Source organism: Oligella sp. HMSC09E12 (genome assembly GCF_001808505.1).
GTDB lineage: Bacteria > Pseudomonadota > Gammaproteobacteria > Burkholderiales > Burkholderiaceae_B > Oligella > Oligella urethralis.
Genome location: NZ_KV793572.1, coordinates 26,565 through 46,391 on the forward strand (window position 1 = coordinate 26,565; position 19,827 = coordinate 46,391).

Here is a 19,827-nt window from a genome sequence, read left to right on the forward strand (position 1 = left end):
TTAGGGCGCCTCCTCAGGCTCATTCTTAGCATTCGGATCCAGATTCAGTGGACCGCTCAGATTATCACGCTGGGCGGCGGCTGAATTATCAGGGTGCGTGCTACCCTGGCGCGCAATGTCCTCCTGCTCTTGAGCTGGCGGACGACAAATCAAATGTACCGATTGAGCCTGTATCCCCTGACTGCGTAGCTCAGCTTTCAAGGCTTCACTAACATAGCGTTCACGACGCACCTCAACAGCGACCACCTCCCCCTCATACTTAGCGCAAGCTTCACGTAAACCCTGCTCACACACCATCGCATCAGCCTCAACGCAAGTAAGCTCAAAATGCACATCACCCTCGGTATACATAGGCTTGGTCTTGCAAGCAGTCAGCGCCAAAGCCATCAGAGCACAAAGGGTAAAACGATAAAAGTGTGCGGAACGTTGAAGAGTCATAGTCAGTATTATTGATTATTCACACCCCGGATAAAGAACCGTAAAAAAGCCAATCAAGGGTATAATGAAGTATTTACTTAGGCTGATTAAGCATGCAATCAGCGCTAGCAGGAAAAGCAGCCTCAATTATAACTGCTTTTTTCAGCTAAGAAACGCTAACTTTGATCACTATTCTCTCTAGAAGTCTATCTATGCAAGAACATTACCATGCTTCTGCTGTTGAAAAAGAAGCACAGACCATTTGGCAAGAACACGATGTCTACCGTGTGGTAGAGGGCACCAAAAACGCCGCCGGCGAAGAAAAACCTAAATTCTATGCTTGCTCCATGTTGCCCTATCCTAGTGGTAAGCTCCACATGGGTCATGTTAGGAACTACACCATCAATGACGTCATGGCACGCCAACTCAGAATGCGCGGCTATAACGTCTTGATGCCGATGGGCTGGGACGCTTTTGGTATGCCTGCGGAAAATGCCGCCATCAAATCCAAGGTATCACCTGCAAAATGGACTTACGATAATATTGCCTATATGAAAAAGCAGATGCAGTCCATGGGCTTAGCCATTGACTGGTCTCGTGAAATGTGTGCTTGCGATCCAGAATACTATCGCTGGAACCAATGGCTTTTTCTTAAAATGTTGGAAAAAGGCATTGCCTACCGTAAAACCCAAGTGGTTAACTGGGATCCTGTCGATCAAACCGTCTTAGCGAATGAGCAGGTGGTTGATGGTCGCGGTTGGCGCTCTGGAGCCTTAGTTGAAAAGCGTGAGATTCCCGGCTATTACTTAAAAATCACTGATTACGCCGAGGAGCTACTGGATTACACCAAAAACCACTTAGACGGCTGGCCTGAGCGGGTCCGTTTGATGCAGGAAAACTGGATTGGTCGCAGTGAGGGCGTGCGTTTTGCCTTTACTCATGACATTCGTGATGGCGCTAATCAGTTGATTCAAGACGGCCGTCTGTACGTCTTTACGACGCGTATTGATACCATTATGGGGGTGACTTTCTGCGCCGTGGCACCGGAGCACCCATTGGCGGTTGAAGCGGCGCGACGTGATGACAAGGTTGCCGCGTTTATTAAAGAAGCAATTAAAGGTGGCACCAGCGAAGCAGATTTAGCGACCAAAGAAAAAGAAGGTGTGCCTACCGGTCTCTATGTCACTCACCCTATTACCGGCGACAACATTGAGGTCTGGGTTGGTAACTATGTCTTAATGAGCTATGGTGACGGCGCTGTTATGGCCGTACCGGGGCACGATGAGCGTGACTTTGCCTTTGCACTGAAGTACCAACTACCGATTGTGCAAGTCATTGATATTGAGGGCCGCGCCTATTCGACGACACAATGGCAGGACTGGTATGCGGACAAAGAAGGGGCCAAGCTGATCAATTCCGGCGAATACAACGGTCTCAGCATTAGTGAAGCAGTCGATAAAATCGCCGACTTGATGGTAGCCAAGCAATTAGGTGAGAAAAAAGTCACTTGGCGCATTCGTGATTGGGGTATTTCCCGCCAACGTTATTGGGGCACCCCTATTCCTATTATTCACTGCCCTAGTTGCGGTCCAGTACCAGTGCCTGAAAAGGATCTACCAGTGGTATTACCGGAGCATCTTATTCCCGATGGTAGTGGTAACCCCTTAAATAAATGTGAGGAGTTCCTGCAGGTAACGTGCCCTTGTTGTGGCGCAGATGCCAAGCGTGAAACTGACACCATGGACACCTTTGTGGACTCTTCGTGGTACTTTATGCGCTATGCCTCCGCTGCCAATCACGAAGCCATGGTAGATGAGCGCAATAATTACTGGATGCCGATGGATCAGTATATCGGCGGGATTGAGCATGCGGTGATGCACCTGCTTTATGCACGCTTCTGGACCAAAGTGATGCGCGACATGGGTCTCTTAGCGTATGACGAACCATTTGTTAAATTGTTGTGCCAAGGAATGGTACTCAACCATATATATTCACGCCGCAATGCACTTGGTGGCATTGAGTATTTTGCCCCTTCCGAGGTGGACAATATCTTAGATGCCAAGGGTAATATCATTGGTGCCAAATTAAAAAGTGATGGCTCCGAGATCAGCTACGACGGTATCGGCACCATGTCCAAATCCAAAAACAATGGTATTGATCCACAACACTTAATTGATACCATGGGGGCAGACACAGCACGTTTATTTGTGATGTTTGCGAGCCCACCGGAGCAAACACTTGAGTGGTCTGGAAGTGGCGTGGACGGCTCCAACCGCTTTTTACGTCGCCTTTGGAATTATTGCTACAAGCACCAAGATGAGATTCGACAGGCTCAAGATAACATCGACTGGGCGGCTCAAGAGGAGCTGGCGCAAGCCATCAAAGACTTACGTCTTGAGACTTACTCACTCTTAAAGCAAGCGGATTATGACTATAGCCGAATTCAGTACAATACTGTCGTCTCGGCGAATATGAAGTTGTTAAATGCATTAGAAGCGGCGCAATTGCCAGCAGGTGAGTTGGCGCAGCACGCAATTCGTGAATCGGTATCAATTCTTTTACGTATGCTCTATCCGGTGGTGCCACATATTACTTGGCATCTCTGGCGCGCCCTGGGTTTTGCCGAGACTTATGGTGATTTACTGGATGCACCATGGCCAGTCGTGGATGAAGCGGCACTAGTGGCTGATGAAATCGAGTTAGTGCTACAGATTAATGGTAAATTACGCGGTTCCATGATGGTGCCTAATGACGCCGATCAAGCGCTGATTGAACAAACAGCACGTGAACATGAGGCGGTTGAGCGCTTCCTTGAGGGGCGTCCGATTAAGCGGGTCATTGTGGTGCCGGGACGATTAGTGAACGTGGTAGGATAAGCATGAGTTATCAGCGATTGAGCGCTGCTAGAGCTCAAGCTTTAGCACCCACCGTTAAGCAAGCGGCTGCTTTTTTAGTACTCCTGATGTTGGTGGTGAGTCTGGCAGCATGCGGCTTTAAGCTGCGTGGCGCTACGCCCCTGCCCTTTACTAGTTTATATACCAACATCAATAGCCAGAGCTCTTTTGGCAGCCAGATTATTCGTGGTATCCGTGCCAACTCACCGCATACCCGAATTGTCGACACGGCCGAAGCGTCCGAAGTACGATTATTACAACTTAATAATCGCCGTACTCGCAAAGAGGTATCACTGACGGTAGACGGTAAGGTAGAGGAATACGAATTAGGCCTCTACATCAGCTTTACCCTAGTTGATAGTGCTGGGAATAGCTTATTAGAGCCAACCACCCTCTCCAGTCTACGTTTATTACCCTATGATGAGGATAATGCCGACGCCAAAGCGGCTGAAATGCAACAACTTTATGCCGATATGGAGCGTAATATCGCTAATTCTATTTTGCAACGAATTACCTCAGATGAGGTAATTCAGCGTTATCGAGCATTACACACGCATTAATGGCCAAGTTTAATCCTGCTACCATCAATCTGCAAGCAGCACCGGCACCACTCTATTGTGTGGTCGGTGATGAACTGCTGTTAAGAATTGAAAGCGTCGATACGCTCCGACATTGGGCGCAACAGCATGATTACAGCGAACGTAGTTCGCTTAGCCTTAGCGCCACCGACGATTGGGGTGTGATTGAGGAGTTTACCCAAAGCCTGTCACTATTTGCGGAACGTAAAATTCTGGAGCTCGTCATCCCCACCGGTAAGCCCGGCACCAAAGGCGCTCAGGCCTTAATACGTTTAGCCGAGGAAGTCAGGCAAGGACGTTTGGTGGATACGGTGGTCATTATCAGCTTACCGAAATTAGATTTTCAGACGACAAAAGCAAAATGGTGGCAAAGCCTTTCCGCAGCAGCCGAGGTTTATGAATTACCGATTATTCAACGAGAGCAACTCCCGGCTTGGATTAGCGAGCGTTTAAAACGCCAACAGCAACGTGTTGACAGAGAAACGCTAGCGTGGATTGTGGATCGTGTAGAGGGCAATCTCTTTGCCGCTCATCAGGAAATCATCAAACTCGGTCTGATGTATCCCGAGGGTGACATTAGCTTTGAAGCGATTCAACAATCGATTCAAGATGTGGCACGTTTTGATGTGATGTCACTCAGTAGTGCCATGCTGCAGGGGGATGCCACTCGCACCCGACGGATTATTGAGGGCTTGGCGGCCGAAGGTGAAGCCCTGCCTTTGATCCTGGGTTTTATGATGATAGATATTCGTCATCTATATCACTTAGCCGTGGCTCGTTCCAAGGGCTTAAACCCGTCAAGCCAACTACGCTCGCTCTATCTACGCCCACCCAAATCAAACTTGATTTTACAGGCACTAGAACGCTTAAGCTTAATGCAGCTGATGGGCTTGATTCAACATGCACATGATGTGGATCGCATTTTAAAGGGTATCCCAGTGGAGGGGCGCTTAAACGATCCCTGGCAAGAGCTGCTACGGCTCGCACTAAAAATCGTTAATCCTCAAACGGTATAGCCATTTTTATCATTATATTTTAAATTTCAACTACTTAATCGCCTTATGAACACTCAGTCTACTCACTCTTCCGACTTGTCCGTACAGGACTATTTGCGCCAATTAGGTAAACAAGCCCGTGAAGCATCACGCAGTCTGATGCGTCTCAGTGATCAAAAAAAATCAGCGGCATTGCTAAGCTTAGCCGATTTGATTAATGATAATAAGGCCTTTTTATTAGCTGAAAATGCCAAGGATGTGGCCAAGGCCAAAGCCAATCAACTCGAGGCTGCATTATTAGATCGCTTAACCCTAACTGAAAAATACCTTGATATTATGCAAACGGGTTTGCGTCAAATCGCCACTATGCCTAATCCAGTAGGCTCACTGTCAGCCACCACGGTACGTCCAAACGGCATGCGGGTAGCGCAAATGCGTGTGCCCATCGGCGTCATCGGCATTATTTATGAATCGCGCCCTAATGTCACGGTTGATGCGGCGGCACTCTGTCTAAAGTCTGGTAATGCTTGTATTTTACGAGGCGGCAGTGAAGCCTTTTACTCTAATCAGGCCTTTGCTAAGTTAATTGCTCAAAGCCTTAAAGCTAATGATCTGCCGGAGTATGCGGTGCAAGTAGTAGCGACTACCGATAGGGCTGCCGTGGGTGAATTAATTCGTCTCAGCGAATACGTCGATGTGATTATTCCACGCGGCGGTAAATCCCTCTTAGCGCGCTTGGCTGCAGAAGCCAAGGTGCCGATGATTATGCACCTGGACGGTAATTGCCATATGTATTTGGATCAGTATGCTAATCATCAGATGGCGATTGATTTGGCTTTTCATGCCAAAACACATCGCTATGGTATCTGCGGCGCCTTAGAAACATTATTAATTGATGAAAGTATTGCGGCAGCGATTTTGCCCGAACTAGCTCGAAAGTTTCAAGCGCATGGGGATGAGATGCGAGTTTGTCCACAAAGTAAAGCAATCTTGGTAGCTGCGGGCTTGCAATCGAATGAGCAAGCAGCCATCAAGGATGCTACTGAAGAAGATTGGGCCACGGAGTTCCTCGGTCCAATTATTGCCATTCGCATCGTTCAATCGATTGATGAAGCCATTGAGCATATCAGCCAATACGGTTCCGGTCATACCGAGTCAATTATTACTGACAATCTGCAGCGTGCCGAACATTTCCAGTTAGCCGTTGATTCCAGCTCAGTTTACGTCAATTTACCGACGGTATTTGCGGATGGTTTCGAATACGGTTTAGGCGCTGAAATCGGCATTTCCACCAATCGCTTACATGCACGTGGCCCCGTCGGGCTAGAGGGGCTGACTACCTACAAGTGGGTATTAAATGGCAATGGTCAACAGCGTGGCTAAGCTCAAATTCATGTTCAATTATTAAGGAAAGACTCATGGCTTATCTCTGGTATAAGGTGTTACACATCGTTTTCTTTGCTTCATGGTTTGCTGGCTTATTTTATCTGCCACGCATCTATGTCAACTTGGCTAGCCAGACACCCGGCTCCGAGGGCTACACCCTGCTTTTGGGCATGGCAAAACGTCTGTTACGCTTTATGAGCATCATTGCTGTGGTCAATCTGATATTCGGTGTGTTGCTCATTAGTGTTATCGGCATGAAGCATGGCTGGTTGCATTTCAAATTACTGTTGGTGTTTTTTGTTTTTGTTTACCATTACTATTGCTATGTGATTTATCAACGCTTTGCGACGCAAAGCAATCAACAAACGCATCGCTTTTATCGCTGGTTCAATGAGATTCCTGTGATTTTAATGCTGGCAATTGTGTACTTAGTTATTTTCAAACCTTTTTAGTGGCGGGTAAATTAGCCTATGACAACACATGATTCTTCCAAAAGAAGCACCCTATCACTTAATCCCGATGCTAAAAAGGGTACCACCTCAGCTCGTAAAGCGGCTCGTCAACGTACCGGACCACGCGCCCGTCGTTTAGAACAGGCGGCGTACGAACAGGGACAAGGCAAGATTTCTGCGCGCACCCTCGCACGCACTGGCGTCAGTCCGGAAAAATTAAAAACGGATAAAAATCTTGCCTACCGTCTTTCAAAACATGGCATGACGGAGCAACGCCTAGCCAAACAAGCAGCCGCCAAAGAAGCGCATCGCCCCCAGCGTCAGCCAGCCGATGTGCCCACCAGCGCATGGAACCCGCAGCGCAAGAGCGATGTTGAAGGAGCGCTGCGCCGCCGTGAAGCCCGAGGCGTCAGTAACCAGCGTCGTATGCTTAGTGAGAGCCGTCCCACTACGCCGCACCTAGACCCGAGACCGGGTCGTCCAGCCCCACAAGGCATTAACTATCAAGCCGAGTCACCAGAGCTTGTAGCCACTGCCTTTGCGACTTGCCCTCAGGGTTTAGAAGAAGCATTAAGCAAGGAACTACAGCATTTAGGCTTTAAGGAGATTAGCGCAGGCCGCTCTGGCGTTTATTTCCAATGCGATTGGTTGGGTATGATGAAGGCTAATTTATACAGTCGTTTAGCCACCCGCATTTTATTGCAAGTAGCGCAAGCAGAAGTCCAGCATGAAGAGGATATTTATGCCTTGGCACTGCGCACGCCTTGGGAGCACTTCTTTGGCCCTGAACACACCTTAAGAGTGGATACCTCAGCCATACGGAGCCCGATGCAAAGCCTACACTTTTGCAACCTAAAAGCAAAAGATGGTATTGTCGATCGCATTCGTGAAAAAGAAGGCGCTCGCCCATCCATTGATACCGTCAGACCAGATGCCAAGGTGCATCTATTTCTCTATCGCAATCAAGCCACCCTCTATTTAGACACCTCCGGTGAATCGCTCTTCAAGCGCGGTTGGCGCATCGATAAGGGCTCGGCACCACTACGCGAAAACCTCGCTGCCGGCATGTTAGCACTCTCCGGTTGGGAACCTGGACAAACACTGCTAGACCCCTTTTGCGGTAGTGGCACCATCTTAATTGAGGCCGCTTGGTGGGCACAAAACGTACCGCCTGGTTTGCATCGTCCGTTTCAGTTTATGCGCCTACGCAATCACAACCGACCGCTGTGGCATGAATTACGAGATGCGGCCTTTAGCCAGATTAAACCGAGCCTGGATACACCATTGTATGGCTCGGACATTTCCCCTGAGGCGATTGAGGCAGTACGTGCCAATATGGAAAGAGCAAATCTCAACCCCAATACCATTAAGTTGCAAGTCGCTAATGCATTAACCATTGAGGCCCCTTGCCCAAGCGGCGTGATTATCACTAACCCACCCTATGGGGAGCGTCTAGAAAGTGGTCAAGATGATATTTGGCTGCCTTTTTCTGGCCGTTTAAAGCAGCAGTTTGACGGCTGGCGAGTCAATATTATTAGCAGTGATTTGGAGCTGCCTAAGAAGTTACGCCTCAAAGCGCAACGCCGTATCCCGCTCTACAATGGTAATTTAGAAACTCGCATGTTTGTGTTTGAGATGGTGCGCGAGAGTTTTCGCGATCAATAAATTAAGCATAGCCCTATGACTGAAAACAAGCTAAGTCCACACGCTGATGTAACTGTTACGACCGCAACAACCGATCGTTATCCTCGACGTTTAAAGCTCTTTGCCAGCATGATGTATGAAGGCATGTTGCTCTTTGGTTTAATTTTTGTGGGCGCCTATATTTTCGATACACTGACTCAAAGCCATGAAGCAGAACGCTTAATGTGGCAACGCCAATTAGCCCTCTTTCTATTACTCGGCGCATACTTTTTACTTTCTTGGTTCAGACGTGGGCAAACGGTGGCAATGAAGGCTTGGGGGATTGTACTGCATAATAAACGACAGCCACGCCTTAGTTGGCTTCAAGCCATTGCTCGTTATGTCCTCATGTGGGTGTTACCCTTAAGCGGGGCCTTTATAGTGCAACAGATCGCGCTGGCGGTGGGTTGGAATTCGATTAGCATATTTATTATTTTCTGCCCCTTTTTAAACTTAGTGCCGACCCTCTTTCGCCGGGATCGTCAAATGTTACACGACGTCTTGGTCGGCACTGAGCTGATAAATAATAAAAAATAGCTACTAGCTAAAAATTCTAAAAATGTTAAAATTAGAAGTAATATTGCAAAAATCTGTGTATTTCGTAGGCTTTTTATCGCATTTACTTCACTTCTTATACCATGACTGATCAACATCAAGACCTATACCAGTCGTACCGATGGTTGGTGCCTGAGCAATTCAATATTGCCGATTACTGTTGCCACCGTTGGGCTATTAACCCCCAAGAAGTGCGTCATCAAGCTGCCATTTACTTTGAAGACCAAGTGGGTCAATTGACGATGTATTCCTATCGTCAACTTTCCGAGCGTGTCAATAAATTAGCCAATGGCTTAGTGCGCATGGGTGTGCAGCCCCAAGACCGAATTATTATCAGCTTACAGCATTCTGCTGATAGTGCGGTAGCGGTGCTTGCTGCCTTCACTGTCGGAGCGATTGCGGTTCCGTTAACTGCTGGCTTAAGTAGCTATCAATACGCCCCTCGTGTCATCGATAGTCAGGCTAAAGTAGCCATTATCGATAAGCATACCTTGGCACCCTTTATGGCGTCCTTGGATAATCACACCCTGGTTAAGCAAATTATCGGCGTCGACACCGAGGACGATCGTCTGATTTCGCTTGAGACCTTATTAGCACGTCAGCCGAGCCAATTCAATCGGATTAATACACTTGCCGATAGCCCAGCCATGATGGTCTATCCCCAACCCGAACCCAGTCCGGAGCCTTTGGATCGTAAGATCAAGCACGAGATTCCCTTTGATCCAAATCTCAAAGCCACCATCTTAAGTCATCGCACCTTAATCGGTGCACTGCCCGGCTTTGTTGCTTCACAAAACTGGTTCCCTCAGGAAAATGATATTTTCTGGTCCTCCTATGATTGGAATAGCGGCCTCGGCCTAATCAATGCCTTATTGCCCGCCTTATACTTCGGCCATTCGATTGTGGGTTGCCCTAGCGGTCGCACCATACCCCGTCTCTTTACCCTACTAGAGCATTATCAAGTGACTAATATCCTCACCACAGCGGAGGAATTAGAGCGCATTCGTGATTATGATGAGACCTTGCCTGCCTTTGATTTAGCCATTCGCTGCATTGCCATTCCCGATCATGAAAAAACCACAAGCTTAAATGCGTGGGTTAAGCGGCGTTTTAATGCCACGCTGAATGGTATCTACTCGGATGTGGCTTTTGTTTATCTGGCAGGCGACAGTGCCGAAAAATGGCCTGATCGTGAAAACAGCATGGGCCATATCTACCCCGGTCGTCGCTTCAGTATCATTGATGATGAGGGGATGCCGGTTGCCGTCGGGACCAAGGGAGTATTAGCGGTCGCTGCGATTGATTATCATGGCCACGATGATCCCGGTCTTGCCACGCATTATTGGCAACAAGCGCAAATTCACGAAATTGAGACAGTAGACGGCTGGTATAGCACCGGCATTGCCGCTTACCAAGACGAAGACGGCTATATTTTTAGAGTGTAGCCATTCTATTTCACTGAGGAGAGCAAATGGCCATCTATGAATTAGGCGATCTTAGACCAAGCATTGATCCCAGTGCCTTTGTGTTTGAGGGAGCGATTTTAATCGGTCAAGTGACGCTCAAGGCGAATGTCAGCATTTGGCCAGGGGTAGTGATCCGGGCTGATAATGACAGCATCATTATTGATGAGAACTCCAATGTGCAAGAAGGGTCAGTGCTGCATATTGATCGCGGCACCCCACTCTATATTGGCAAAAACGTCACCGTAGGTCATAAGGTGATGCTGCATGGCTGTACCATCGGTGACGGTAGTCTCATTGGCATGAGTGCGACGATTTTAAATCATGCGGTTATCGGCAAAAACTGTATTATCGGCGCCGGTGCCTTGATTCCTGAGGGTAAAATCATCTCGGATAATTCGGTTGTCGTTGGCGTAGCCAAGATTGTGCGCGAGGTCACTGCAGAGGATCTGGCGCGTAGTCACGAGGGTACGCGTCATTATGTAGAGCAAGGCAATAACTATCGTGAAAAGTTGAAACGCATTGATTAGAGCAGCCTCTAACACACAGTCCCAGCCATTCCCTTGCCCTTGAAAAAAAGCACGATAGCCACATATAGTGCTTTTAGCCCTTTTATAAGCGTATTGTATCTATCCGTTTTTCGCTATACAGCATTAGCCCTATTCTATGAGTGATTTATTAAAAAAGTATCTATTTGCCGATCGCAGTTTGCGTATTCAAACCGCCAATCTTCAACAGACTTGGCAAGATGCTCGTCAGCATCAACAACACCCTAAGGTGATTGAAAAGCTCTTAGGTGAGCTTTGTGCCGCAGCAGTTTTATTAGCTTCAAATATTAAGTTTGAAGGTAGCCTGGTATTGCAACTGCAGGGCGATGGTCCGATTGCACTGATTGTGGTTGAATGCGGCTCCGATTTGCGTTTACGAGCGACGGTCAAGTTGCGTCAAGAATATGCCATTAAAGAAAATGCCACTTTTCAAGAATTACTGAACCCTAATCGTAGTGGTCGTTTTGTGGTAATTTTAGATCTTAAAGACCGCCAAGAGGGTCAACAAGCTTATCAAGGCATTGTCGATTTACAGGGTAATAGCGTTGCCGAAGTCTTGGAAAACTACATGCGTAGCTCCGAGCAATTAGAAACCTATATACGCCTTGCTGCCGATGATAACAAAGCTAGCGGCATCCTATTACAGCGCTTAGCTAGTAGTGGTGGCATCAGTATTGATAAAGAAAAGGCGGCGGAAAACTGGGAAAAAGCAGGTCATTTTATGCAGACCGTCAGCAGCCAAGAGCAATTAATGCTTGACGAGGATGAATTAGTGCATCGCTTATTCTGGGAAGATCAACTGATCAAAACGGATGCTGACCAGCCCATCCAATGGTACTGTAGTTGCAGCAGACAAAAGGTAGCCGATATGCTTCATATGCTAGGGATTGCTGAGGTCGAGTCGATTTTAGAAGAGCGCAGTGCAGTTGACGTGAACTGCGATTACTGTGGCAAGCCCTATCACTTTGATGCCATTGAATGCGCTCAGCTCTTTATTGATAAAGATAAATTAGCGGCACACAGCAGTCCTACCACGCATTAAGTCATCAAGGCATTTTATCCCTTCTAGGCGGTGCTCGCAGAATTGCTCCAGCACCACAGGACGAGTAGGGCGGCTAGGCTTTGAGTGAGGTCCTATGAAGCCAACGCCTGCCCTCGCCGCTTTTGTTCAATTAGCCATAAAAGCGCGATGGCACATCGTGCGAAGCACATAATACGTAGTCTTGTGTATTGTTGCTGCACATCGATTAAGGCATACTTTTTTTATGAAAAAATATGCCTTAACCTCCTCCACGCTCCGCTCTCAGCAAGGTGTTGCCGTGATTGAATTTTTAGTCACAGCCGTACCCGTGCTGCTACTGGGATTAGGTGCCACTGAAACAACTCGCTGGTATATGCATAAGCAGCATGTACGGCTTGCGCTACTTGAAGCACAACGGGTTGCGGCGGTATCGCATGCCAAACCGGAGCGGATCATTGCTAGCTTTGAGGAGGCTTTAAAGCCCTTATTTGCACCAGCAGGTCGTCACGCCAGTATTGAGGCTCGTCGCGATGATTACTTAGCCGAAGTGAGTCGCAACAGCGGCACCTCGCCCTGGCGCATCACCATTACCTCACCCACCACTGCACATTTTAAGGATTTCAGTCAGGCCGACTTGCCTATTGCGCGTAGCACTGGTTTTGCCGCCATTAATAATAATTACCAAGCCGAGCAACATCAAGCCAAACCACGCGGTCTTAACTCCCAAGAAAGTATTTTTGAAGCCAATATTCTCAGCGTGGATCTCATCTATCCCTATAAGCCCCTCGTGCCAGGTGTCGCTACCCTGATGAAGTTACTCCAGCGTAGTGATTCAGCACTTCAGCAAAGCTATCAAGATGCTGGTTATTTGGCAATGGCGCTAAGCGCTCATATCGGCATGCAGTCACACCCCGTACTATGGCCTAATAGTCCAGACGCCAAGGTGATTTGGCAGCATCAGCTGGCTGACAATGAGCGCTTAATTCGTGCCACAACGGATAGCTTGCAGCCAATCAGCAACTGTAACGGTATTTGGTGTCCATTATCCTCTAGCCAAAAGGCGTCTGGCGCAACAGCTGCTAGCGCGCCAAACAGCAGCGGAGGCGCTCACGGTAGCTATCCTGAGCGGCCCGATTATCAAGCTCCTGGTGGCGGACAAGTGGCAACGGAGGACAGCTCAATCAAGCCAAGTGATAACTCAGCCATGCTCGGCGATAGCTCCGGCAGCGGTAGCAGTCAGCTTGATGATCCGCTTTGCGGCACTAGTCTATGCTGCGTTTAATTGCTACGACAGCATAACGCATGCGCATCAAGCCTAAGCTAACGATTAGCATCGTTCTGTCAATTTCACGCTGAAGCATGCCACTTGCTGATGCACGATGATTCAAGTAAAAAAATCAAATACTCACGTATCAGACTGACACTGAGCTTAATATCTTTGATTTGCATCAAAAAACAAATAATTTGTTAAAATAATAACCTTGTTGATTCAACTAGTGATGACTAGTTATTTTCATAGGTAGTGGTATGAGCAAAACCATCATTCTTGATGATAAGTCGGTGCACTGTAGTCAGTGCATGAGTAATCATCTCTGTATGCCGGCCGGTTTAAATGCACAGGAGACGGAAAAACTAACAGAGCTGGTTAAGGAGCGTATCCGTATCCCCAAAAATCAAGTCTTATTTCAAGCCGGTGATTCTTTCAGCGCTATTTATAGTGTGCGCTCTGGCTCGCTCAAAACGCAATTAGAAAGTGAAAATGGTCACATACAGATCACCGGTTTTTCACTACCTGGTGAGTTGATTGGCTTTGATGGTATTGCCACCCAAACGCACTCCTCTACCGCTATGGCCATGGAGGACTCTGAGGTCTGTGTTATTCGTTTAGATGATTTAGATCGTTTAGCTCAATCCATCCCCGCGCTTAATTCACAGTTACGTCAACTGATGGGTAATGAAATTAACCGCTCTCACCATATGGCCTTGCCCTTAGGCTCACTAAAATCCGATCAACGCGTTGCCGCCTTTATTTTAAATATGGTGGATCGCTTAGCTCGTTTAGGTTATTCATCCAGTGAATTTATTCTACGCATGACACGTGAGGAAATTGGGGTCTATTTAGGTTTGACCTTAGAGACAGTTAGTCGCTTGCTGTCGCGCTTTGCCCGTGAAGGCTTAATCACGGTGGAACAAAAAGAGATTAGAGTATTAGACCGTGCAGGCTTACAAGCCTTGATAAAGAAAGAGAATCACTGATATCAACAGTGAATTACACTTATTTAAAAAGACCATGACAGTATCAGGCTGCCATGGTCTTTTACTATGAAGTATTATTTTTCAAACTGTGAGCGCAAATGCTCAGGAATTGGACGATCGACTGGCGGCAGAAAGCGTGGTGCCTCAGCATCGGCACTACGATCAATCTTTAAACCCTGGCGGTTTTGCTTATTCACCAAAGGGATATCCCTATCCTGAGTAAAGGCTAAATAAATCGTAATAATACACGCCACAACAACAATCGCTGGTCCTGCCATCAGGAACCATGGCCAACGCTCCTTGTACCATGGTTTACTTACTTGAGGCTCAATCGCGCCTACTTGATTTAATCCTTTTGAAGACATAATAAAACCTCAATTATTCGGGTACAAAGAAACTGCTGGATTTATCGATTTTGAGCTGCTTGCCCTCATCAATACTACGCACATGGAAGTCCATATCATAGCGACCTACCGCACTACCCTCTACTGGAGCACGCACAATCAGTGGAATCCATTGGTTGGTACGAGGTGAAACAACGATCGTATTAGAGCCACTATTCTCAAGATTGACATCCAGTTGTGACAGGGCAGGAGAAACAGCATCGATCCTAAACTCACGGGTCTCGGAACTCATATTGACTAATAGAACGCGGTAAACGTTTTCATAGTAACCACCTGGCACCTCTCGACCTAATGAATTACGGTCACGCACCACATCGAAGCGCAACTCGTTACGTAGGGCTAAGGAGGTCACAATGCTAGTAATAAAAATAACTAACAAGGTCAAATACACTAAGGTACGTGGTTTAAATAAACGCTTACGCTCTTCCTTCTTAGTCAGTCCCATCTTGATGCTGTTTTCAGAGGTATAACGAATTAAGCCGCGAGGATAATTCATTTTATCCATCACATCATCACAGGCGTCAATACAGGCGCCACAGCCAATACACATATACTGTAGACCATTGCGAATATCAATACCGGTAGGACAGACCTGTACACAGAGTGTACAGTCAATACAGTCACCTAAACCTAAAGCCTCAAGATCCGCCTTTTTGGAGCGTTTACCGCGTGGCTCACCGCGCTTCTGATCATAGGTTACGATCATTGTGTCCGCATCGACCATCACACTCTGGAAGCGCGCATAAGGACACATATAACGACAGACGTTTTCGCGCAAGAAACCAGCGGCTAACCAACAGAAACCACCATAGAGGAAAATCCAGAACCACTCCCAAAAACCAAGATCTAGTTTTAATAAGTTCGGAAATAACTCACGAATCGGTGAGAAATACGCAACAAAGGTAAAGCCCGTCCAAAAACCAACTAAGACCCATAAAATATGCTTAGTCGCCTTGATTCTAAACTTGCGTGCGCTCATCGGTGCTTCATCTAAGCGCATACGCTGAACTCGATCACCCTCTACCCACTTCTCTATATACATAAAGATCTCCGTGTAGACGGTCTGCGGACAGGCGTAACCACAGAATAAACGGCCGGCAATCGCAGTAAAGAGAAACAGCCCATAGGCCGAAACGATCAAAATAATGGCCAGATAGAAGACATCTTGAGGCCATAGGACAAGACCAAATAAATAAAACTTACGCTCGACCAAATCAAATAACACGCTTTGGCGACCGTCCCAGTTGATCCAAGGTAAGCCGTAGAATAACACCTGGGTAAACCAGATTAAGGCAATACGCCAATTATTAAAACGCCCCTTTACTGAACGCATATAAATTTTTTGCGTCAAGTCAACGAACTCAACCTCATCACCGTCCAGATTAGAGGGGATATGACCAACCACCGCAGTCTTTGGCTTGTGCTGGGCCTTGGATTTAGCATTTGCTGCGTGCTGACTATGACTTTCTGCTGCTTGAGGCTGCCACTCAGGCACCGCTTGGGGCTGCTCTGATGGCTTTTGAGATTTATCTTCGCTCATAATTTACCACGTCAATTGATTTATATATATCTAGATATTATACAGCCCAATTATCCTTGCGAACAATTGGGCTGAAATACAGGTGAAGTTTAGGATATAAAAATACGAATAAAATTACTCGTTATTTGATAAACCCCAAACATAAGCAGTTAACACATCAATTTGCTCAGGTGTTAAGTAGTGCTTTTGTGGAGGCATAATGTTAGTACGACCTTCCATAATCGTTTTAACAATGGTCTGGTGTGAAGAGCTACCTAACCAAATATCATCGGTTAAGTTAGGCGCACCTAGTAATGGATTGCCTGTAGCATCGACACCGTGACATGCCACACAAACCTTATCATATTGCTGTTTACCCTTAGCAATGAGGGTAGCGTCAGCATTAAGACCAGAAAGTGAACGCACATAATGCGCAATGGCATTGGCATTTTCTGTTTGTTCACCCGCAGTGGCACCCAAGGCCGCACCTAATGGCGCCATTAAACCAACGCGACCGTCAGTGATCACACCATGAATGTATTCTGGTGTACCAGCACCTAACCAGTCATTATCAGTTAAATTAGGGAAGTCAGTTGCACCTCTAGCGTCAGAGCCATGGCACTGAGCACAGGTATTGAGGAATAAACGCTCACCAATAATACGGGCCTCGGGATCCTTGGCTAGTTCCTCTACGCTCATATCCTTAAAGCGAGCATATACTGGTGCAATACTTTCGCGTAATTGCTCCTGACCCTGCTCTACCTCATGCGCCGCTTGCCAGTTTCTAAGGCCACTCCATGAACCTACCGCTGGGTAAAGTACCATAATGCCCACACCAATCACGGTTAGACCGAGATACATAATAATCCACCAACGAGGTAGCGGATGGTTCAACTCTCGAATACCGTCCCACTCGTGACCCGTATCCTCAGTTACAACCGTTTTTTGACCTAGCCAAGAACGTTGAGTCCATAAAAGCCAAAGTACAAAGACTACCCCCAAGATTGAGACGACTGCGACCCATAACGCCCAGCCACTATTAACAAAATCACTCATGATCCTTGTCCTTGCGCTCACTATCAGCGCTTAAATTTTTTTCGTCCTCTAGACTAAACGGCAGTAGGGCCGCTTCCTCGTTATCCTTGCGGCGTTGCTTGGAAAAAGCCCACCACACAATACCGAGGAAAACAACAATTGCCAAAAAGGTTGCAATACCGTTAAGCGCACCCCACATAGTTTAGCTCCCTCTAATTACTTCGCTTCAGCTGTTGTATCACGTTGGCGCCATGCGTTCATATAGCCAACACCAAGACTCTGAAGAAAAGCCACCACGGCATCCTCTTCAGTCTTACCGACTAGGGCTGCTGGTGCCTTCTCGATTTCTTCTTCAGTGTACATAGGCTTACCGTCATGATGCTCACCTAGCCAGTTAAGCGCACGCATCCGGGCTTGTACATCAAAACCCTCGACACTCTTATGCTGCAACCAAGTATAAGCAGGCATATTAGACTCAGCAACCAAATCACGTGGATTACGTAAATGCACGCGATGCCATTCGTCCGAGTAACGACCACCCACACGAGCCAAGTCTGGCCCCATACGGCGAGAACCCCATAAGAAAGGATAGTCGTACACCGTCTCACCGGCTTCAGAGTATGGACCGTAACGCTGCACGTCAGAGTTTAACAGACGAATCTGCTGACTATGACAGCCCACACAGCCCTCTTTAATATAGATATCACGACCGATCAACTCTAGTGGTTGATGCGGCTTAACACCCGCTGAAGGCTGGGTAGTTGAGTGTTGATGGAACAATGGAACAATTTGCACAAGTCCTGAAACACCTACCGTGATAAGGGTCAACACCATCAACATCGGTAGATTTCTCTCAATCATCCCGTGAGAGAAAAATTTAACTTTTTTATCATCAGACATTTTTAAAACCCTTTATCTTCAAATTATGCATTTGCTTCAGCAGCCACAACAGGTGCCGGCTTACCATGAGATGGCGCAGGTACCGGTGGGTTAACACCAGTGCGACCGATAACCGTAGCTAAGGTATTGAAAAGCATAATCACAATACCGGTTAAGAATAAACCACCACCGATTAGACGCATAATTAATAAGATTTTCTTCGAAGCGAGTGCCTGTACAAAGCTGTAAGTTAAGGTACCGTCAGCTTCAATAGAACGCCACATCAAGCCTTCCATCACACCGGCAATCCACATAGAGGCAATGTATAACACAATACCAATAGTAGCTAACCAGAAGTGTAATTCGACTAATGATTTTTTGTACATCTGATCACGGCCCCATAAACGAGGAATCATGTAGTAGATAGAACCGAAAGAAATCATCGCAACCCAACCTAAAGCACCGGAGTGTACGTGTGCAACCGTCCACTCAGTATAGTGAGATAGGGAGTTAACCGTACGAATAGCCATCATTGAGCCTTCGAAGGTAGACATACCGTAGAAAGACAATGAAACCACTAGGAATTTCAAGATAGGATCGGTTCTAAGCTTATGCCATGCACCGGACAAGGTCATAATACCGTTAATCATACCGCCCCAAGATGGCGCTAATAAGATTAAGGAGAATAACATACCTAAACTTTGAGTCCAGTCAGGTAGTGAAGTGTATAGCAAATGGTGAGGACCTGCCCACATATAAGTAAAGATCAAGGCCCAGAAGTGAACAATGGATAAACGATAAGAATAAATCGGACGCTCGGCTTGTTTAGGCACGAAGTAGTACATCATACCCAAGAAACTGGTCGTTAAGAAAAAGCCTACTGCGTTATGACCATACCACCACTGTGCCATCGCATCCTGTACGCCAGCATAGTAAGAGTATGATTTGAATAAACTCCAAGGCACTTGCAGGTTATTAAAGATGTGCAACATAGCAATGGTAATAATATATGCACCATAGAACCAGTTTGCCACATAAATATGCTTAGTGCGACGCTTAGCAACAGTACCGAAGAATACGATTGCATAAGCCACCCAAACCAAGGTAATTAGGATATCAAGTACCCACTCGGTCTCAGCATACTCCTTGGATGAGGTGTAACCCATCGAAAAGGAAACCGCAGCTGCAGCCCAAATAATCATCCAGCCATAAAAGGTAAAGCTGGCTAACCACGGGGCAAACAGCGTGGTATGACAGGTACGTTGTACCACATAGTATGAGGTTGCAAATAATGCACTACCACCAAAACCGAAAATCACCAAGTTTGTATGAACTGGACGTAAACGCCCATATCCAAAAAACTCGTTAAAGCTCAGCTCCGGGAACACTAGCTGGCTAGCAATAAATACACCCATTGCCATGCCGAGCACACCCCAGATAACTGTCGCGATCGAGAACTGTCGGACTATCTTATAGTTAAAGGTTTCCGACCCAATCACATTTTGAGTACTCATAGTACCTACCCTCTTTGTAAACAAAAAACTTATTAATACTAGTAAAGCTTGATTGCGGAAGAAGCGCTTTATAGTATGGGTTAATAAGAAAGAAACTAAGCTAGTTGTAACAAAACCCAGTCCCAAGTTATAACATTTTACTACAAAAGCTAAGCATTATGTATTAACTAAAAACCTTGTTCTGATGTAAATCAAAGTTGAAGTGCAGATATTACCCTATTCTGTGGA

The 19,827-nt window shown here is 46.8% G+C and carries 19 protein-coding genes; 12 read left to right on the plus strand and 7 right to left on the minus strand.

Annotation, left to right across the window (positions count from 1 at the left end):
* Complete coding sequence (locus tag HMPREF3179_RS05170) at positions 1 to 438, minus strand: hypothetical protein (protein WP_141743443.1); 438 nt, start codon at positions 436 to 438, stop codon at positions 1 to 3.
* A gap of 191 nt (positions 439 to 629) precedes the next feature.
* On the opposite strand from HMPREF3179_RS05170, the gene leuS reads away from it, so the two are divergent.
* The 12 genes from leuS to fnr all read left to right on the plus strand — a co-directional run bounded on the left by leuS (position 630) and on the right by fnr (position 14,248).
* Positions 630 to 3,293: a leucine--tRNA ligase gene (leuS, locus tag HMPREF3179_RS05175; RefSeq protein ID WP_070469921.1), complete on the plus strand. Its 2,664-nt coding sequence runs from the start codon at positions 630 to 632 to the stop codon at positions 3,291 to 3,293.
* 2 nt (positions 3,294 to 3,295) lie between these two features.
* Positions 3,296 to 3,871, plus strand: coding sequence for an LPS-assembly lipoprotein LptE (gene lptE / locus HMPREF3179_RS05180; RefSeq protein ID WP_070469922.1), 576 nt, complete (start codon positions 3,296 to 3,298; stop codon positions 3,869 to 3,871).
* Positions 3,871 to 4,905 carry a DNA polymerase III subunit delta gene (gene holA / locus HMPREF3179_RS05185; RefSeq protein WP_070469923.1) on the plus strand — a complete coding sequence of 345 codons (1,035 nt, stop codon included), beginning with the start codon at positions 3,871 to 3,873 and terminating at the stop codon, positions 4,903 to 4,905. The genes lptE and holA overlap by 1 nt, the downstream gene beginning before the upstream one ends.
* 45 nt (positions 4,906 to 4,950) lie before the next feature.
* Positions 4,951 to 6,267 (plus strand): glutamate-5-semialdehyde dehydrogenase, encoded by a 1,317-nt coding sequence (locus tag HMPREF3179_RS05190; RefSeq protein WP_048767931.1) that lies wholly within the window; start codon positions 4,951 to 4,953, stop codon positions 6,265 to 6,267.
* A gap of 35 nt (positions 6,268 to 6,302) precedes the next feature.
* A complete protein-coding gene (locus HMPREF3179_RS05195) occupies positions 6,303 to 6,722 on the plus strand; it encodes a CopD family protein (protein WP_048767930.1) in 420 nt (139 codons plus the stop codon).
* An 18-nt stretch (positions 6,723 to 6,740) separates the two neighbouring features.
* Positions 6,741 to 8,387, plus strand: coding sequence for a THUMP domain-containing class I SAM-dependent RNA methyltransferase (locus tag HMPREF3179_RS05200; RefSeq protein ID WP_070469924.1), 1,647 nt, complete (start codon positions 6,741 to 6,743; stop codon positions 8,385 to 8,387).
* Positions 8,388 to 8,402: 15 nt separating this feature from the next.
* Entirely contained in the window at positions 8,403 to 8,942 is a 540-nt protein-coding gene (locus HMPREF3179_RS05205) for an RDD family protein (RefSeq protein WP_083290698.1), read from the plus strand.
* Positions 8,943 to 9,043: 101 nt separating this feature from the next.
* A complete protein-coding gene (locus tag HMPREF3179_RS05210) occupies positions 9,044 to 10,405 on the plus strand; it encodes an AMP-binding protein (RefSeq protein ID WP_070469925.1) in 1,362 nt (453 codons plus the stop codon).
* Positions 10,406 to 10,431: 26 nt separating this feature from the next.
* Positions 10,432 to 10,953 carry a gamma carbonic anhydrase family protein gene (locus tag HMPREF3179_RS05215; RefSeq protein ID WP_070469926.1) on the plus strand — a complete coding sequence of 174 codons (522 nt, stop codon included), beginning with the start codon at positions 10,432 to 10,434 and terminating at the stop codon, positions 10,951 to 10,953.
* Positions 10,954 to 11,089: 136 nt separating this feature from the next.
* Positions 11,090 to 12,013, plus strand: a complete 924-nt coding sequence (locus HMPREF3179_RS05220; protein WP_070469927.1) for an Hsp33 family molecular chaperone HslO — start codon at positions 11,090 to 11,092, stop codon at positions 12,011 to 12,013.
* 223 nt (positions 12,014 to 12,236) lie between these two features.
* Positions 12,237 to 13,274, plus strand: coding sequence for a TadE/TadG family type IV pilus assembly protein (locus tag HMPREF3179_RS05225; protein WP_070469928.1), 1,038 nt, complete (start codon positions 12,237 to 12,239; stop codon positions 13,272 to 13,274).
* Positions 13,275 to 13,519: 245 nt separating this feature from the next.
* On the plus strand, positions 13,520 to 14,248 hold the full coding sequence (fnr, locus tag HMPREF3179_RS05230; protein ID WP_070469929.1) for a fumarate/nitrate reduction transcriptional regulator Fnr: 729 nt from the start codon (positions 13,520 to 13,522) through the stop codon (positions 14,246 to 14,248).
* Between the two features lie 74 nt (positions 14,249 to 14,322).
* Here the strand turns inward: fnr and HMPREF3179_RS05235 are convergent, their stop codons facing one another.
* From HMPREF3179_RS05235 to ccoN, 6 genes are all read right to left on the minus strand, one after another.
* Positions 14,323 to 14,613, minus strand: coding sequence for a FixH family protein (locus tag HMPREF3179_RS05235; RefSeq protein ID WP_065420995.1), 291 nt, complete (start codon positions 14,611 to 14,613; stop codon positions 14,323 to 14,325).
* Between the two features lie 13 nt (positions 14,614 to 14,626).
* On the minus strand, positions 14,627 to 16,192 hold the full coding sequence (gene ccoG / locus HMPREF3179_RS05240) for a cytochrome c oxidase accessory protein CcoG (RefSeq protein ID WP_070469930.1): 1,566 nt from the start codon (positions 16,190 to 16,192) through the stop codon (positions 14,627 to 14,629).
* A 114-nt stretch (positions 16,193 to 16,306) separates the two neighbouring features.
* A complete protein-coding gene (gene ccoP, locus HMPREF3179_RS05245) occupies positions 16,307 to 17,227 on the minus strand; it encodes a cytochrome-c oxidase, cbb3-type subunit III (protein ID WP_070469931.1) in 921 nt (306 codons plus the stop codon).
* On the minus strand, positions 17,220 to 17,405 hold the full coding sequence (locus HMPREF3179_RS05250; protein ID WP_018026120.1) for a CcoQ/FixQ family Cbb3-type cytochrome c oxidase assembly chaperone: 186 nt from the start codon (positions 17,403 to 17,405) through the stop codon (positions 17,220 to 17,222). Before HMPREF3179_RS05250 ends, ccoP begins: the two co-directional genes overlap by 8 nt.
* Before the next feature lie 17 nt (positions 17,406 to 17,422).
* A complete protein-coding gene (ccoO, locus tag HMPREF3179_RS05255) occupies positions 17,423 to 18,106 on the minus strand; it encodes a cytochrome-c oxidase, cbb3-type subunit II (RefSeq protein ID WP_070469932.1) in 684 nt (227 codons plus the stop codon).
* Between the two features lie 23 nt (positions 18,107 to 18,129).
* Positions 18,130 to 19,599 carry a cytochrome-c oxidase, cbb3-type subunit I gene (gene ccoN, locus HMPREF3179_RS05260; protein ID WP_018026122.1) on the minus strand — a complete coding sequence of 490 codons (1,470 nt, stop codon included), beginning with the start codon at positions 19,597 to 19,599 and terminating at the stop codon, positions 18,130 to 18,132.
* Positions 19,600 to 19,827: the final 228 nt, after the last annotated feature.

Coding starts and splice junctions, on each gene's coding strand:
- HMPREF3179_RS05170 (WP_141743443.1), bottom strand. CDS start 438: ATGACTCTTCAACGTTCCGCACACTTTTATCGTTTTACCCTTTGTGCT.
- leuS (WP_070469921.1), top strand. CDS start 630: ATGCAAGAACATTACCATGCTTCTGCTGTTGAAAAAGAAGCACAGACC.
- lptE (WP_070469922.1), top strand. CDS start 3,296: ATGAGTTATCAGCGATTGAGCGCTGCTAGAGCTCAAGCTTTAGCACCC.
- holA (WP_070469923.1), top strand. CDS start 3,871: ATGGCCAAGTTTAATCCTGCTACCATCAATCTGCAAGCAGCACCGGCA.
- HMPREF3179_RS05190 (WP_048767931.1), top strand. CDS start 4,951: ATGAACACTCAGTCTACTCACTCTTCCGACTTGTCCGTACAGGACTAT.
- HMPREF3179_RS05195 (WP_048767930.1), top strand. CDS start 6,303: ATGGCTTATCTCTGGTATAAGGTGTTACACATCGTTTTCTTTGCTTCA.
- HMPREF3179_RS05200 (WP_070469924.1), top strand. CDS start 6,741: ATGACAACACATGATTCTTCCAAAAGAAGCACCCTATCACTTAATCCC.
- HMPREF3179_RS05205 (WP_083290698.1), top strand. CDS start 8,403: ATGACTGAAAACAAGCTAAGTCCACACGCTGATGTAACTGTTACGACC.
- HMPREF3179_RS05210 (WP_070469925.1), top strand. CDS start 9,044: ATGACTGATCAACATCAAGACCTATACCAGTCGTACCGATGGTTGGTG.
- HMPREF3179_RS05215 (WP_070469926.1), top strand. CDS start 10,432: ATGGCCATCTATGAATTAGGCGATCTTAGACCAAGCATTGATCCCAGT.
- HMPREF3179_RS05220 (WP_070469927.1), top strand. CDS start 11,090: ATGAGTGATTTATTAAAAAAGTATCTATTTGCCGATCGCAGTTTGCGT.
- HMPREF3179_RS05225 (WP_070469928.1), top strand. CDS start 12,237: ATGAAAAAATATGCCTTAACCTCCTCCACGCTCCGCTCTCAGCAAGGT.
- fnr (WP_070469929.1), top strand. CDS start 13,520: ATGAGCAAAACCATCATTCTTGATGATAAGTCGGTGCACTGTAGTCAG.
- HMPREF3179_RS05235 (WP_065420995.1), bottom strand. CDS start 14,613: ATGTCTTCAAAAGGATTAAATCAAGTAGGCGCGATTGAGCCTCAAGTA.
- ccoG (WP_070469930.1), bottom strand. CDS start 16,192: ATGAGCGAAGATAAATCTCAAAAGCCATCAGAGCAGCCCCAAGCGGTG.
- ccoP (WP_070469931.1), bottom strand. CDS start 17,227: ATGAGTGATTTTGTTAATAGTGGCTGGGCGTTATGGGTCGCAGTCGTC.
- HMPREF3179_RS05250 (WP_018026120.1), bottom strand. CDS start 17,405: ATGTGGGGTGCGCTTAACGGTATTGCAACCTTTTTGGCAATTGTTGTT.
- ccoO (WP_070469932.1), bottom strand. CDS start 18,106: ATGTCTGATGATAAAAAAGTTAAATTTTTCTCTCACGGGATGATTGAG.
- ccoN (WP_018026122.1), bottom strand. CDS start 19,599: ATGAGTACTCAAAATGTGATTGGGTCGGAAACCTTTAACTATAAGATA.